Annotated in this window: 12 protein-coding genes; 5 read left to right on the top strand and 7 right to left on the bottom strand. The window is 60.3% G+C overall.

Annotated elements, in window-relative coordinates; translation table 11 throughout:
* Positions 1 to 56 precede the first annotated feature (56 nt).
* Entirely contained in the window at positions 57 to 2129 is a 2073-nt protein-coding gene (locus HKK52_RS26810; RefSeq protein ID WP_169373248.1) for a TerD family protein, read from the top strand.
* Between the two features lie 175 nt (positions 2130 to 2304).
* On the opposite strand, the gene guaA is transcribed toward HKK52_RS26810, so the two are convergent.
* The 4 genes from guaA to HKK52_RS26790 all read right to left on the bottom strand — a co-directional run bounded on the left by guaA (position 2305) and on the right by HKK52_RS26790 (position 7140).
* On the bottom strand, positions 2305 to 3882 hold the full coding sequence (guaA, locus tag HKK52_RS26805; RefSeq protein WP_074873964.1) for a glutamine-hydrolyzing GMP synthase: 1578 nt from the start codon (positions 3880 to 3882) through the stop codon (positions 2305 to 2307).
* A gap of 99 nt (positions 3883 to 3981) precedes the next feature.
* Entirely contained in the window at positions 3982 to 5451 is a 1470-nt protein-coding gene (gene guaB / locus HKK52_RS26800; RefSeq protein ID WP_133840191.1) for an IMP dehydrogenase, read from the bottom strand.
* A 210-nt stretch (positions 5452 to 5661) separates the two neighbouring features.
* Entirely contained in the window at positions 5662 to 6210 is a 549-nt protein-coding gene (locus tag HKK52_RS26795; protein ID WP_169373247.1) for a sugar ABC transporter ATPase, read from the bottom strand.
* Positions 6211 to 6372: 162 nt separating this feature from the next.
* Complete coding sequence (locus HKK52_RS26790; RefSeq protein WP_169373246.1) at positions 6373 to 7140, bottom strand: sulfite exporter TauE/SafE family protein; 768 nt, start codon at positions 7138 to 7140, stop codon at positions 6373 to 6375.
* A 102-nt stretch (positions 7141 to 7242) separates the two neighbouring features.
* Between HKK52_RS26790 and HKK52_RS26785 the strand changes: the two genes are divergently transcribed.
* The 3 genes from HKK52_RS26785 (at position 7243) to HKK52_RS26775 (ending at position 10400) form a co-directional block, all read left to right on the top strand.
* Positions 7243 to 8127, top strand: a complete 885-nt coding sequence (locus HKK52_RS26785) for a LysR family transcriptional regulator (protein ID WP_169373245.1) — start codon at positions 7243 to 7245, stop codon at positions 8125 to 8127.
* A 68-nt stretch (positions 8128 to 8195) separates the two neighbouring features.
* Positions 8196 to 9575 carry an exodeoxyribonuclease VII large subunit gene (gene xseA / locus HKK52_RS26780; protein WP_169374297.1) on the top strand — a complete coding sequence of 460 codons (1380 nt, stop codon included), beginning with the start codon at positions 8196 to 8198 and terminating at the stop codon, positions 9573 to 9575.
* A gap of 3 nt (positions 9576 to 9578) precedes the next feature.
* Positions 9579 to 10400: a M23 family metallopeptidase gene (locus tag HKK52_RS26775; protein WP_169373244.1), complete on the top strand. Its 822-nt coding sequence runs from the start codon at positions 9579 to 9581 to the stop codon at positions 10398 to 10400.
* On the opposite strand, the gene HKK52_RS26770 is transcribed toward HKK52_RS26775, so the two are convergent.
* On the bottom strand, positions 10378 to 10692 hold the full coding sequence (locus tag HKK52_RS26770) for a hypothetical protein (RefSeq protein WP_169368745.1): 315 nt from the start codon (positions 10690 to 10692) through the stop codon (positions 10378 to 10380). The genes HKK52_RS26775 and HKK52_RS26770 overlap by 23 nt on opposite strands.
* Positions 10693 to 10858: 166 nt before the next feature.
* On the opposite strand from HKK52_RS26770, the gene leuA reads away from it, so the two are divergent.
* Complete coding sequence (gene leuA, locus HKK52_RS26765; RefSeq protein ID WP_054045357.1) at positions 10859 to 12541, top strand: 2-isopropylmalate synthase; 1683 nt, start codon at positions 10859 to 10861, stop codon at positions 12539 to 12541.
* 190 nt (positions 12542 to 12731) lie between these two features.
* Here leuA and HKK52_RS26755 read toward each other — a convergent pair whose 3' ends face one another.
* Together HKK52_RS26755 and HKK52_RS26750 are read right to left on the bottom strand one after the other, a co-directional pair.
* On the bottom strand, positions 12732 to 13523 hold the full coding sequence (locus HKK52_RS26755) for an amidohydrolase (RefSeq protein ID WP_123509369.1): 792 nt from the start codon (positions 13521 to 13523) through the stop codon (positions 12732 to 12734).
* Entirely contained in the window at positions 13511 to 14659 is a 1149-nt protein-coding gene (locus tag HKK52_RS26750; protein WP_169373243.1) for a pyridoxal phosphate-dependent aminotransferase, read from the bottom strand. The genes HKK52_RS26755 and HKK52_RS26750 overlap by 13 nt, the downstream gene beginning before the upstream one ends.
* Positions 14660 to 14871 lie beyond the last annotated feature (212 nt).

The following is a 14871-nucleotide window of genomic DNA, read 5'->3' as shown; positions in this document are numbered from 1 at the left end:
CTGTAGACACGATGCTGCGGCTCGTTCACGACGGCGGCCAAGGGAGAAAATCAAGGATGAATCAGGAGCTGTTCCTTCGTCGCCGTACCAGAGTTCACGTCCCGATGGGCACTGGCGGTGCCACGCGCGCTCAGGTCGCGTCGGCTGTCCGGGAAGTCGCAGCGTTCCGATGCGTACTATCAGAGCCTCTGATTGAGCAACTCGGCAGGTTGTCACCGACAGAACTCAAGCATTGGCTGCGTGAGATTGTCAGAGTCCTCCGGCGGGAGAATGGCGCTCATGTGCACCACCGACCGTTTTATCCTGACTTTCCAGAGCAAGTTCTGACGGCCTCAGAGGCGGAGTTGTACCTTAACGCCGTCATGCACTACCTCACGCTTCGGCGTTTACCACCCAGTGAACACTCGCGACCTGCGATGCTTGAAGGCAACTTCATATCCCGCGTTATCGAACCGGGTAGCGTCGCTGAGTTCGAGTCATTGCTCGAGCCGCTGGTTTCATCGCGCACCTCGCTCTCCGAACAGGAAACTGCCGATGTCGTCTGGTTTGTTCGAGAGTACAAAAGCGATGTGTTCCGTCTGCTGCCGGAGGTCGTCCCGTTTCGGGAAATTCGTGCACAGCTTGGCGGCGCACTTATCCAGCATGTAGCCAACGATGCACGAGTGGACGCATTCCTGGAGCGAAATGTCGAAACGGCGACTGACGTGCTACGACTCGCGGTAGCGCTGAATGGAGGAGACGTGTCGCTGGCGACAGCTTCGACACGTTTCACAGCGATGAAGCGCTCCATGCGCCGTCTGCTGTTGCGCCTGCTCGACCACATTCCCAACGCTACAGAAGACGTAATGCGGCATGTTGAGCGCTGGAAGCGCCTGGCGGAAGTACTGCATCCGGGCGACTACGCCGACAAATACCCACAAGCGCTCGCCGCCATCACGGCGGCGCGTCACAACGAAGCGCCAGCCTCGTTTGGATCACGTGTCGAAACATTGTTTGCCCAGCGTCACATCGCCACGCTGACGCTCATACTACAGAGCCGTCCTGGTGAGTTCGCACGACGTCTGGACGCGACCCTACGACGCGCGACGGAACCAGAGCCTGTTCTAGACGCGTTCGAGGCTGTTGCGACACAAGTGTCGTCACCTGTCCTGCTGCAGTTGCTGGCCCAGGTACGCGCTCCGCGCCCCCTGCCCCTGCGGGCCTTCACACCGAAAGGTTCATTCGCCAAAATCTATGGCATCAAGGATCGACGCGAACCTCTCGCACCCGACGTGTTGGCTCGGGCTGCCCGAATCTGCGAGGACGCTCTCGTAATGCGTTTTGCGTCGCTGCCGCCACTAGGCCGCTGCTTCATCGATCCAGCATTAAGCGAATACAAAGTGCCGCTGGCACAGCGTGCCTCATCGAAGTCGCTTCGTACGCTGGTGCGGGGCAGTCGGTTGCATATGCCTGACACACGTTTTATTCGCCTGTTCCTGTGGTGGAAAAACGGTCGTGAACGCACTGACATTGACTTGTCAGCCGCTTTTTTCGACGCCAACTTCGTGTTCACACAAACGGTCGCGTACTACAACCTGAAGGATTTCGGCGGCTACCACAGCGGCGACATCGTCGACGCGCCCAACGGGGCTGCGGAGTTCATCGACCTCGACCTTGATGTCCTCGTCGAGAAGGGCATTCGCTATGTCGTCACGTCTATCAACTCATACACCGAGCAGCCGTACTGCGATCTTCCAGAATGCTTCGCTGGCTGGATGGCCCGCGCCGACGCGGCGTCAGGTGAAGTATTCGAGCCGCGATCCGTGGTCGACCGTATCGATATCGCTTCCGACACGGTTATCTGTCTGCCATTCGTGATGGACTTGCAGGAACGACGCATGATTTGGGCTGATCTGGGGCTCACTTCATCTCCGCGGTGGAACAACGTCGGAAACAACCTCAGTGGAATATCGTTGATGCTGCGGGCATTGGTGCATACACCACGGCCTGATTTGGAGACGCTGTTCGATTTACATGTACGCGCACGGGGGGAACGAGTCGCTTCGCCGCAGCAGGCGCAGGCGGTGTTTGCGCCTGATCAAGGGATAACACCGTTCGATACGGATCTGATTCGATCACAGTTTCTCTAATACCTACGCCAGCCTTTGCCGTTCATTGAAAACCACAGCTCTTGCTTCGTAGCTTTCCCCCAGAAACAAAAATGCCAGTCAGCATAACTGACTGGCATTGGCTAACCCCCTTCCCTGCGCTCCTCCGAATCTAGCGCTGCACGCTAGTCAGTGCCGATCAGGGCCGGGCGTCCAATCACTCCCACTCAATCGTCGCCGGCGGCTTGCTCGACACGTCATAAGTAACGCGGGAGATGCCTTCGATTTCATTGATGATACGGCCGCTGACGGTTTCCAGCAGTTCGTAAGGCAGGTGCGCCCAACGCGCGGTCATGAAGTCGATGGTTTCCACGGCACGCAGGGCCACGACCCAGGCGTAACGACGGCCGTCGCCTACCACGCCAACCGATTTCACTGGCTGGAACACCACGAACGCCTGGCTGACTTTGTGGTACCAGTCGGCCTTGCGCAGTTCTTCGATGAAGATGTGGTCGGCGCGACGCAGCAGGTCGGCGTATTCCTTCTTCACTTCACCGAGGATCCGCACGCCCAGGCCCGGGCCCGGGAATGGGTGACGGTAGACCATGTCGTACGGCAGGCCGAGTTCCAGGCCCAGGCGACGGACTTCATCCTTGAACAGTTCGCGCAGCGGCTCGACCAGTTTCAGGTTCATTTCTTCCGGCAAGCCACCCACGTTGTGGTGCGACTTGATCACGTGAGCCTTGCCGCTCTTGGCGCCAGCCGACTCGATCACGTCCGGGTAGATGGTGCCTTGGGCGAGGTACTTGATGTTGTCCAGTTTATTGGACTGGGCATCGAAGACGTCGATGAAGGTACGGCCGATGATCTTGCGCTTCTTCTCTGGATCGCTTTCGCCAGCCAGGTTGTCGAGGAACTGATCTTCAGCGTTGGCGCGGATCACCTTGACGCCCATGTTCTCGGCGAACATGGCCATCACTTGCTCGCCTTCGTGCAGACGCAGCAGGCCGTTGTCGACGAAGACGCAGGTCAGCTGGTCGCCAATGGCTTTGTGCAGCAGCGCGGCAACGACTGAGGAGTCCACACCGCCGGACAGGCCGAGCAGTACGTTGTCGGTGCCGACCTGGGCGCGGATGTTGGCGATAGCGTCTTCGGCGATTTTCGACGGCGTCCACAGGGCTTCGCAGCCGCAGATGTCGAGGATGAAGCGCGACAGGATGCGACCGCCCTGCTTGGTGTGGGTCACTTCCGGGTGGAACTGCACGCCGTAGTAGCCGCGAGCGTCGTCGAACATGCCGGCAATCGGGCAGCTCGGGGTGCTGGCGAGGATGTGGAAGTCCTGCGGCATCTTGGTGACTTTGTCACCGTGGCTCATCCACACGTCGAGGCCGAACAGGCCGTCAGCGTCGATGTGGTCTTCGATGCCGTCGAGCAGGCGGCTCTTGCCGACTACGTCAACGCGGGCATAACCGAACTCACGCAGCTCGGAACCTTCGACCTTGCCACCCAGCTGTTCAGCCATGGTCTGCATGCCGTAGCAGATACCGAAGACCGGTACGCCCAGGTCAAACACCGCTTGCGGGCAGCGCGGGCTGTCGGCGACGTGCACGGACTCGGGGCCGCCGGCGAGAATGACGCCTTTTGGAGCGAATTCGCGAATCGCTTCGTCGTCCATGTCGAACGGATGCAGTTCGCAGTACACGCCGATTTCACGCACGCGGCGGGCAATCAGCTGGGTGTACTGGGAACCGAAGTCGAGGATCAGGATGCGGTGGGCGTGAATGTCGAGGGCCATGATTCAGTCTCGTCTAAGTAATTCAGAAACAGTCGTGATTCAGAAACAACTCGGGGCTGAATAAAACAGCCCCGGTTACTTAACTTATTGCTGGAAGCCTCAACCTACGCGGTAGTTTGGCGCTTCCTTGGTGATTTGTACGTCGTGCACGTGAGACTCGGCCATGCCAGCGCCGGTGATCCGCACGAACTCAGGCTTGGTGCGCATTTCTTCGATGTCGGCACTGCCGGTGTAGCCCATCGAGGAACGCAGGCCGCCCATCAGTTGATGGATGATGGCGCTCAGGGTGCCCTTGTACGGAACACGCCCTTCGATGCCTTCCGGAACGAGTTTCTCGGCGCCTGCCGAGGAGTCCTGGAAGTAACGATCGGAGGAACCTTGAGCCTGAGACATGGCGCCCAGCGAACCCATGCCGCGGTAAGCCTTGTACGAACGACCCTGGAACAGTTCGATCTCGCCCGGCGCTTCTTCAGTACCGGCGAACATCGAGCCCATCATCACGCAGGAAGCACCGGCAACGATGGCCTTGGACAGGTCACCGGAGAAACGGATGCCGCCGTCGGCGATCAACGGCACGCCACTGCCTTCAAGGGCGGCGGCGACGTTGGCGATGGCACTGATTTGCGGGACGCCGACACCGGCGACGATGCGGGTGGTGCAGATCGAGCCAGGGCCGATACCGACCTTGACCGCGTCGGCGCCAGCTTCGACCAGGGCCTTGGCGGCAGCGCCGGTGGCAATGTTGCCGCCGATGACCTGCACGTCAGGGAAATTCTGTTTGACCCAGCGAACGCGGTCGATCACACCTTTGGAGTGACCGTGGGCGGTGTCGACCACCACCACGTCAACGCCGGCAGCAACCAGTGCCGAAACACGTTCGCCAGTGTCTTTACCGGTGCCGACCGCAGCGCCAACGCGCAGACGACCTTGATCGTCCTTGCTGGCCAGCGGGTAAGCCTTGGCTTTTTCGATGTCGTTGACGGTCATCATGCCTTTGAGGGCAAACTTGTCGTCGACGATCAGCACGCGTTCGATGCGGTTTTTGTGCAACAACTCGCGAACGTCGTTCTTGTCGGCGCCTTCCTTGACCGTGACCAGACGCTCTTTAGGCGTCATCACTTCACGGACGGTGGCGTCCAGACGGTTTTCGAAACGTACATCGCGGGAAGTGACGATGCCGACCAGGTCGCCATCGTGCAAAACCGGAACGCCGGAGATGTTGTGCATGCGGGTCAGTTCGAACAGTTCACGCACCGTGGCGTCAGCCTCGATGGTGATCGGGTCCTTGACCACGCCGGCTTCGTAACGCTTGACCTTGCGCACTTCGGCAGCTTGCTGCTCGATGGTCATGTTCTTGTGGATGATGCCGATGCCACCTTCCTGAGCCATGGCAATTGCCAGACGGGCTTCAGTAACGGTGTCCATGGCGGCAGAAACCAGAGGAATATTCAGCTCGATGCCACGGGTTAGGCGGGTCTTGAGACTGACTTCGTTAGGAAGCACCTCGGAATAACCGGGCACTAGGAGAATGTCGTCGAATGTCAGAGCTTCTTGGCTGATACGCAGCATCGCGGGGGCTCCCGAGCGGGAAAATGGAAGCGCGCCATTATAGTCAGACACCCCCTCGGGTTCAATGTAAAACTCTGTCTATTATCGACACGGTCGATCGACGGGTATTTCACGCCAAAAACCTGTAGGAGCGAGGCTTGCCCGCGAAGGCGTCTTCACGGGCGCTAAAAGCTTCGCGGGCAAGCCTCGCTCCTACGGTTTCGGTTTCGGTTACAGCTCGACTTTCACCAGGCTGACAGGCTGGTCAAGCCAATCGGCAAATTCGTCGATAAAGCTCTGCTTGAACCCCGCCTCGGCCCAGTTGTTGAAGATGAAGCCGAGGTTGGAAAAGCCGCATTCCTGCAGGAACAGAAACCCGTTGATGTCATCTTCATGCCCGCACTCGGGGCAGGTGAAGTTGTCGGTGCGGCCCGGCATCCACTCTTCCAGGCTTTCGAACAGCGCTTCGCCGACTTCCTTGCGGCACTCGGCGCATCCCGCCTCTTCCAGGAAACCCTTGGCCGGCGTGTAGATGCAGCGTTTGGTGATGATTTCCAGGCCATTGACCGGTTCGCCGAACGGCAGCGCTTCAGGGTGCAGGACCACGGCCCGGGCGCCATCCGCCAGCGCGTAACCCATGCGATTGCCGGTACGCCCGCAGGTGGTCAGCTCTTCCTTGACGATATTCTTGCGCACCAGCCAACGCACGACCGCCCGGGCCCGGGGTTCGTGTACCGGCAGTGTGGAAATTTTCGGGACGATGATGCTTTGGGAATTCATGGTGCAAGCCTACTGCGTCAAATGGGGAGTTTTGCGGCGTGGCGGGTGGCGCCTTCGCGGGCAAGCCTCGCTCCTACAGGTTTCGCGCAGATCCTTGTAGGAGCGAGGCTTGCCCGCGAAGACGTCAGAACGGCCGGCAGCTTAATCCCTGACACACTCAGGTCAAGTACTCAAATACCGCCCGATCAAAGCAATCCCGCTGGCCAGCACCAACCAGGTCACCAGCCGCACGAACGCCTCCCGGGACAGCTTCATCGTCAATCGTCGGCCGATCCACAACCCCAGCGCCATGGCCGGCAACAAGCACACGGCCAATACCAATAAGGGTAGCTCGGCATACACCCCGGCGACGGCAAACAGACTCAAACGCACCACGGTGCTGCAACTGATCAGCGCACTCTGGGTCGCCCGGGCCGCGTCCTTGGGCAAGCGACTGTTCAGATAGATCGCATATAAAAAGCCACCGCTGCCAAACAACGCCCCAAACATCCCGCCCACCGTGCCCATCGGCACCGCCCAACCCGCTGACAATTGCGTCGACCGGGTTTTGACCCACAGGCTATAAACCGCATAGGTGCTGATAAACAGGCCCATCAATAGCAGTAACAGGTCGGAATGGAGATTCAGCAGGAAGATCACCCCCAGCGTGCAGCCCACCGCCATGCACGGCAGCAATCGCAACAGCTCGGGCCTGGCCACATCCCGTCGCGAGGGCAGCAGATTGCCGAAGGCCGCGACGAAATCCAGCAGCACCAGCAACGGCACGATTTTCGACAACGGCATAAACAGGATCAGGATCGGCCCCGCCACCAGTGCGGTACCGAAACCGGCGATGCCAAACACGATGTACGCCAGGGCAATGCCCAGCCCGATCACCAGCCAATCCGTTGCGCCGAACGGCCATTGGCTCAACAACTCAAGCACATTCATTTGCAGGGTTTTTCCTTGAAGACCTGTGATGACTTTAGCCAGCGTCGAGCCTTGCGACTAATATCTTCAAAGTCACCCACCCATCTCGAAAAGGCATGCCTTGTGCTTTCAACCCGCCAACTACGTTATTTCGTGGAAATCGCCGAGTGCGGCAGTTTCAGCGCTGCGGCCGAACGCCTGTTTATCGCGCAGTCCGCCCTGAGCCGGCAAATCAAGGACATGGAAACCCGTCTGCAAACGCCGCTATTCGAACGCACCGCGCGCCAACCTCGCCTGACAGCCGCGGGCGAAGCGTTTTTGCCCCGCGCCAGAAACCTGTTGAATGAGCTGACCAAGGCCAGCGAGATGGCGACCCAGGTCGGCAACGGCCAGCTCGGTATTTTGCGCCTGAGCCATTCCAGCACCGTGCCGATGAGCGGTCGGCTGCTACGCGGCATCAGTGCTTATCTGGATCAACACGCTGGTGTGTCCATGGACATCGTCAAACTGTCGTCCGAAGCGCAACTCGAAGAGCTGGCCGAAGGTCGCCTGGATGTTGGTTTGCTGCGCTTGCCGGTGCTGCGCCAGCGTGAAGGGGTGCAGATTGTGCCTTTATATAGCGAGCGTTTACTGCTCGCCGTGCCACCCAATCATCGGCTGGCTGTGGATAACTCGGGACAAGGCATCGATCTGGCGCAGTTGAAGGGTGAAGCATTTATCTCGATTCCTCATCCGCAACGCGGCGGCCTGAGCTATCTGTCCGCCGAGTTGTGCATGCGCCAGGGCTTTTTTCCCAAGGCCGCGCGCGTGGTGTCGCGCAAAACCACGCAACTGCAATTGATCCAGGCCGGGTTCGGCATTGCCTTGTTGCCGGAGTCGATGCAGGACATCGCCCCGGCCGATATCCACTTCCTGCCGCTGGCCGACCCGGATTGCCACAGCACCGTCGCCCTCGCCTGCCGGCAAAATCCCACCGCATTGGTCCAACAATTCACCCAATCCCTGTAGGAGCTGACGAAGGCTGCGCCTACCGGGGATCGTGCATTCCCCTGAAGAATGCCTTTATCATGCGCCCCATGATTAAAGATCCCTTTGCAAGACTCGGCCTGGACCGTGAAGTCCTGACTGTCAGCCAGCTCAACGGCCGCGCGCGGGTGTTGCTGGAAGACGTGTTCAGCAATATCTGGGTCGAAGGCGAAATCTCCAACCTCGCCCGCCCGGCGTCCGGCCATGTGTATTTCACCCTCAAGGACAGCGGCGCCCAGGTGCGTTGCGCGTTGTTTCGGCAGAACGCGGCCAAGGTTCGCCAAGCGTTGAAGGATGGCCTGGCGGTCAAGGTGCGGGGCAAGGTCTCGCTGTTTGAGGGTCGTGGCGACTATCAGTTGATCCTCGACACCGTAGAGCCGGCCGGTGACGGCGCCCTGCGCCTGGCCTTCGATGCGTTGAAGGAAAAGCTCAGCGCCGAAGGCTTGTTCAGTGCCGAGCGCAAAGTACCGCTGCCGGCCCATCCGCAACGCATCGGCATCATCAGCTCGCCGACCGGCGCAGTGATCCGCGACATCATCAGCGTGTTCCGCCGTCGGGCGCCGCAGGTGCAATTGACGCTGATCCCGACCGCCGTACAAGGTCGCGAAGCCACCGCACAGATTGTCCGTGCACTGAAACTGGCCGACGCCCGCGGCTTCGACGCATTGATCCTGGCCCGTGGTGGCGGTTCGCTGGAAGACCTCTGGTGTTTCAACGAAGAAGCCGTGGCCCGCGCCGTGGATGCCTGCGTGACGCCGATTGTCAGCGCCGTCGGCCATGAAACCGACGTGTCGATCAGCGACTTCGTGGCCGACGTTCGCGCGCCGACACCCTCTGCCGCCGCCGAACTGCTGGCGCCTGACTCCAGCGATTTGGTGCGCCGGGTCGAAAGCCTGCATCGACGCCTGGTGATGCGCATTCGTGACCGCTTGATGCGCGATCGCCTGCGCCTGGAAGGCATGTCCCGCCGTTTGCGTCATCCCGGTGAACGCCTGCGTCAGCAAGCGCAACGTCTGGACGATCTGGACATGCGCCTGCGTCGCGCGTTTGAACGCAACCTCAATACCCGTCGCGAACGCCTGATCCGCCTGGAAACCCGCCTCGCCGGGCAACATCCGGGACGGCAACTGGCAATGCTGCGCCAACGCCTCGACAGCCTCGCCGAACGCCTGCCCCGCTCGATGCGCGAAGGCCTCAAGGCCCGGCGCCTGCAACTGCAAAGTCAGATGCAGACGCTGCATGTGGTCAGCCCGCTGGCGACCCTTGGCCGTGGCTACAGCATTTTGCTGGACGAGCGCGGCAACGCGATTCGCAATGCCGCCCAGACCCACCCCGGCCAGCGCCTGAACGCCCGGCTCGGCGAAGGCGAGTTGCAAGTGCGTGTCGAAGACAATCACCTGACGCCTGTCACCCTTTCTTTACTGGATTGATCCATGCCGCGTTTCTTAGCTCCGCTGTTCCTGCTGTGCCTGACCTTCAACGCCCACGCCGACAGCTACATCACTCGCCAGCTGAACAAACCGGTGCCGGGCGGCGTGGCGGTCGTGGACCTGGGCACGTCCGCCCAGGCGCCGAAAGCCACGTATCAGGGCAAACCGGTGCTGGTGGTCAAGGAACAGAGCAATTGGCTGGCCATAGTCGGTGTGCCGTTGACGGTCAAACCGGGCACCCAGCAAGTGAGCAGTGGTGGCCGCAATCTGAGCTTCACCGTCGGCAACAAGAAATACCCGGAACAACGCATCACGCTGAAGAACACGCAACAGGTCAATCCAAACCCGGAGAACCTGAAGCGCATCGAAGGCGAACTGGCCGAGCAGATCCAGGCGTATCGCAGCTTCAGCCCCGTCACCCCGAGCAACCTGCTGCTGGACAAACCGGTCAACGGGCCGCTGTCGAGCAAGTTTGGCGTGCGTCGGTTCTTTAACGGTGAAGAGCGCAATCCACATGCCGGCCTGGACTTCGCAGTGCCAGCGGGCACGCCGATCAAGACCCCGGCGGCGGGCAAGGTGATTTTGACTGGTAACTACTTCTTTAACGGCAACACGGTGTTTGTCGACCATGGCCAAGGCTTTATCAGCATGTTCTGTCACATGTCGAAAATTGATGTGAAGGTCGGGCAGCAATTGGCCCGTGGTGGCGTGGTGGGCAAGGTCGGTTCGACGGGTCGGGCGACCGGGCCGCATATGCACTGGAACGTCAGCCTGAATGATGCGCGGGTGGATCCGGCGATTTTTATTGGGGCGTTTCAGCCTTAAAAAAGTCGCTGGTGCTACCGGCTTCTTCGCGGGCAAGCCTCGCTCCTACAGGTTCGCGGTGACCGCGAATCAGCACACAACCTTTAGGAGCGAGGCTTGCCCGCGAAGGCGGAATCACAGGCACCCCATCACCAACCTTCAATTGCGCATCCCACAAACCCTGCGCAAACATCAAAACAATCGCCCCATATCCCAGCAATAAAATCTCGCCAATCCCGCCTTTTCGAGTATTCCTCTCAATTTTTTTCGACTGCTTGCCAACCTCAACCCCGGCGGTTAGGGTTGAAGACATGAAAACCTCTCACACCCTCATTCAGCTTCGCCAGCACCGCAGCCTGTGCCTCGTCAGCGCACGACTGCCAGGCTGAATCGCGGTGCCTCGCCTTACACGTTTTCCCAACAACTTTTGATCCACCGGCAGGCCGCCTTTTTTCGGCCCACACAATAAGGATTTCCCGATGAGCATGCTCAAAGACCCGTCTTCGAAATACCGCGCGTTCCCGACCATCGATATCCCGGACCGCACTTGGCCGTCGAAGACCATCACCGCCGCGCCGATCTGGTGCAGCTCCGATCTTCGCGACGGCAACCAGTCGCTGATCGAGCCAATGGACGCGGTGAAAAAGCTGCGTTTCTGGAAAACCCTGGTGCAGGTCGGCGTGAAAGAAATCGAAGCGTCGTTCCCGGCCGCTTCGCAAACCGACTTCGACTTTGTGCGCACCCTCATCGAAGACGGCCACATCCCGGACGACACCACCATTCAGGTGCTGACCCAGGGCCGTGAAGACTTGATCGAGCGCACCTTCGAATCCCTGCGCGGGGCGAAGAAAGCCATCGTTCACCTGTACAACGCGACCTCCCCTTCTTTCCGCCGCATTGTCTTCAACCAGGACAAGGACGGGATCAAGGCCATCGCCGTGAACGCCGCCAAGCTGTTCGTCAAATACGCCGCCCAGCAGCCGGACACCGAGTGGACCTTCGAGTACTCGCCGGAAACCTTCAGCGCCACCGAACTCGAATTCGCCAAGGAAGTGTGCGATGCAGTGATCGAAGTCTGGAACCCGACACCTGAGCACAAGGTGATCCTCAACCTGCCGGCCACCGTCGAATGCGCGACCCCGAACATCTACGCCGACCAGATCGAATGGTTCGGCCGTCACATCAACCGTCGTGACAGCGTGATCATCAGCCTGCACACCCACAACGACCGTGGCACCGGCGTAGCCGCCACCGAACTGGGCCTGATGGCCGGCGCCGACCGTGTCGAAGGCTGCCTGTTCGGCAACGGCGAGCGCACTGGTAACGTTGACCTGGTGACCGTGGCATTGAACCTCTACACCCAGGGCATTCACCCTGAGCTGGACTTCTCCGACATCGACGGCGTGCGCAAAGTCGTCGAAGAGTGCAACCAGATCCAGGTGCACCCGCGTCACCCGTACGTCGGCGACCTGGTTCACACCGCGTTCTCCGGCTCGCACCAGGACGCTATCCGCAAAGGCTTCGCCCAGCAGAAACCGGACACCCTGTGGGAAGTGCCGTACTTGCCGATCGACCCGGCCGACATCGGCCGCAGCTACGAGGCGGTGATCCGCGTCAACAGCCAGTCGGGCAAGGGCGGTATCGCTTACCTGCTGGAACAGGAATACGGCATCAGCTTGCCGCGTCGCATGCAGATCGAGTTCAGCCAGGTTGTACAGCGTGAAACCGATCGCCTCGGCCTGGAAATGACCGCCCAGCAAATCCACGCGCTGCTGCACAGCGAGTACTTGCAGGCCAACACCCCGTACGCGCTGGTCAGCCATCGCTTGCAGGAAGAGAACGGCAACAGCTCGGTGGAAGTGGAAGTCTCGGGCAAGGGCCAGGGCGAAACCAACCTGCACTGGCGCGGCAAGGGCAACGGCGCCCTGGAAGCACTGGTAGCCGGTCTGCCGATCCCGGTGGAAATCATGGACTACAACGAACACGCCATCGGCGCGGGCACCAATGCCAAGGCGGCGGCCTACATTGAACTGCGAGTTGAAGGTCAGCGTGCGGTGCACGGCGTGGGCATTGATGAAAACATCACCACCGCCAGCTTCAAGGCACTGTTCAGCGCGCTGAACCGTTCGTTGAGCCAGCCGGAAGCGAAAGAAGCGGCATAAGCGTTCGCGGAAATGCAAAAGGCCCCAAGGTGAAAACCTTGGGGCCTTTTTGTTGATCGTTCCCACGCTCCGCGTGGGAATGCCTCAAGGGACGCTCTGCGTTCCAGCTCCCGAATGGGACGCGGAGCGTCCCGGGCTGCATTCCCACGCGGAGCGTGGGAACGATCAGTTAGAGCGTGGTAGCGATCGGTTAGGTGAACTCGAAGGTATCGGCATCCAGATTCGCCGGAAACCGCGTGCGATAGGCCGCCAGTTCCGCCGCATCCAGCACCACCTGAAACACGCCATCCGCCTCGCCAGCGCTGAGCAATGTCTCACCCTGGAAGTCCAGCACCTGACTGTCGCCGGTATACGCAAAGCCCTTGCCGTCGGTGCCAATCCGGTTCACCGCCGCCACGTAACACAGGTTCTCGATGGCCCGGGCCGGCAGCAAACGGTTCCAGTGCTGACGCCGCGCACCCGGCCAGTTGGCGGTGTACAGCAGCAAATCGGTGTCCTGAGCATCACGGCTCCAGACCGGGAAGCGCAGGTCGTAGCAAATCAGTGGCCGAATCCGCCAACCCTTGAGTTCGAACTGCACCTGACGCTCGCCGGGGGTGTAGTGGTTGTGCTCGCCGGCCATGCGGAACAGGTGGCGCTTGTCGTAATGCAACACCTCGCCGTCCGGCCGCGCCCAAAGCAGGCGATTGCGGTGACTGCCATCGGCGGCCTGCACAATCACGCTACCGGTGATCACCGCCTCAAGCTTGGCCGCCTGAACCCGCAGCCATTTGCTGGTCGGACCGTTTTCCGCTTCGGCGAGCGTCTCGGACTCCATGGAAAACCCGGTGGTAAACATCTCCGGCAGGATAATCAAATCCGCGCCGCGGGCCTGCTCCAGCAATTGCTCGAAATGCTCCAGGTTGGCCTGGCGATCGTGCCAGGCCAGGGTGGTCTGGATCAGCGCGATGTTCAGGTTGGGCAATGCACTCAGATCACGCATAGTTTTTCCGCTGCTTCACGCAGGGTCTCCTCGCGTTTGGCGAAGCACAAGCGCACCAGGCGCTGGCCTTCGGGCGGGTTCTGGTAGAACACCGAGATCGGGATGCTCGCCACGCCGTGTTCGCGGGTCATCCACAGGGCCATCTCGACATCGTTGAGGTCCGGGCGGATCTGCGAATAATCGACCAATTGGAAATAGGTGCCGGTGACACGGGTCAAGCTGAAGCGCGACGGTGCCAGCAGGTCGCAGAACAGATCGCGCTTGGCCTGGTAGAAACCTGGCAGTTCTTCGACGTGTTCCGGGTGTTCGGCCATGAAGTCGGCCAGGGCAAACTGCAGCGGGGTCACGCCGCAGAAACTGACGTACTGGTGAACCTTGCGCAGTTCCGCCGTGAGGGCTGGCGGTGCGACCACGTAGCCGGTTTTCCAGCCAGTGACGTGATAGGTTTTTCCGAAGGAGCTGACCACGAACGCGCGCTGATACAGCTCTTCGTGATTGAGTACGCTGACGTGGGGCACGCCGTCAAACACCAGATGTTCGTAGACTTCATCGCTGACAAGGTAGATGTCGCGATCACGAATCAGATCCGCCAATTGATCCAGCTCGGCACGGCTGATCAGTGCGCCACTTGGATTGTGCGGCGAATTGATCACGATCATCCGCGTACGCGGCGTGATGGCCTCTGCGAGCTTCTGGAAGTCGATGGAAAAGTCATCCAGCCCGAGCTGCACGTGGACGCAACGGCCACCGGCCAGCTGCACCGACGGCTCGTAGCTGTCGTAGCACGGGTCGAAGACGATCACTTCGTCGCCGCTGTGGATAACCGCCTGAATCGCACAGAAGATCGCTTGAGTCGCGCCCGGGGTGACCGTCACTTCAAGGTCAGCATCCACGTTGACGCCGTAGCTGCGGGCAATCTTCGCTGAAATCTGCTGGCGCAACGCCGGCAGGCCGGTCATCGGCGAATATTGGTTGTGACCTTGGGCAATGTGCCGGCCGACCGCATCGCACAACGCCTGGGGAGCATCGAAATCGGGAAACCCCTGGGACAGGTTGATCGCCCCGGTCTGCGCTGCGAGCTGAGACATCTGAGTGAAGATAGTGATGCCGACATTCGGCAGCTTACTGGTGATCATCGGTGGTTCCCTGCTCTACACCCGGCTCTAACGGCGGCGCGGGAGAGCCCGAGGATAGCCCATACGGCGCCCATAAAAAAAGGGCACCCATTGGGCGCCCTCTCTATATTGATCGTTCCCACGCTCTGCGTGGGAATGCAGCCATGGACGCTCTGCGTCCAACGCGTATGTGGCGCAGAGCGTCACGGGATGCATTCCCACGCGGAGCGTGG

Origin of the sequence: Pseudomonas sp. ADAK2, from assembly GCF_012935755.1 — a bacterium.
In the GTDB taxonomy this organism is placed as follows: domain Bacteria; phylum Pseudomonadota; class Gammaproteobacteria; order Pseudomonadales; family Pseudomonadaceae; genus Aquipseudomonas.
The sequence above is the reverse complement of the archived record's forward strand: the minus strand, read 5'-3'. Positions and strand labels throughout refer to the sequence as shown.

Excerpts from the sequence above, each read along its gene's own strand:
- HKK52_RS26775 (WP_169373244.1), top strand. The coding sequence starts at position 9,579 with ATGCCGCGTTTCTTAGCTCCGCTGTTCCTGCTGTGCCTGACCTTCAAC.
- HKK52_RS26755 (WP_123509369.1), bottom strand. The coding sequence starts at position 13,523 with ATGCGTGATCTGAGTGCATTGCCCAACCTGAACATCGCGCTGATCCAG.
- HKK52_RS26750 (WP_169373243.1), bottom strand. The coding sequence starts at position 14,659 with ATGATCACCAGTAAGCTGCCGAATGTCGGCATCACTATCTTCACTCAG.
- HKK52_RS26810 (WP_169373248.1), top strand. The coding sequence starts at position 57 with ATGAATCAGGAGCTGTTCCTTCGTCGCCGTACCAGAGTTCACGTCCCG.
- guaB (WP_133840191.1), bottom strand. The coding sequence starts at position 5,451 with ATGCTGCGTATCAGCCAAGAAGCTCTGACATTCGACGACATTCTCCTA.
- HKK52_RS26790 (WP_169373246.1), bottom strand. The coding sequence starts at position 7,140 with ATGAATGTGCTTGAGTTGTTGAGCCAATGGCCGTTCGGCGCAACGGAT.
- leuA (WP_054045357.1), top strand. The coding sequence starts at position 10,859 with ATGAGCATGCTCAAAGACCCGTCTTCGAAATACCGCGCGTTCCCGACC.
- guaA (WP_074873964.1), bottom strand. The coding sequence starts at position 3,882 with ATGGCCCTCGACATTCACGCCCACCGCATCCTGATCCTCGACTTCGGT.
- xseA (WP_169374297.1), top strand. The coding sequence starts at position 8,196 with ATGATTAAAGATCCCTTTGCAAGACTCGGCCTGGACCGTGAAGTCCTG.
- HKK52_RS26770 (WP_169368745.1), bottom strand. The coding sequence starts at position 10,692 with ATGTCTTCAACCCTAACCGCCGGGGTTGAGGTTGGCAAGCAGTCGAAA.
- HKK52_RS26795 (WP_169373247.1), bottom strand. The coding sequence starts at position 6,210 with ATGAATTCCCAAAGCATCATCGTCCCGAAAATTTCCACACTGCCGGTA.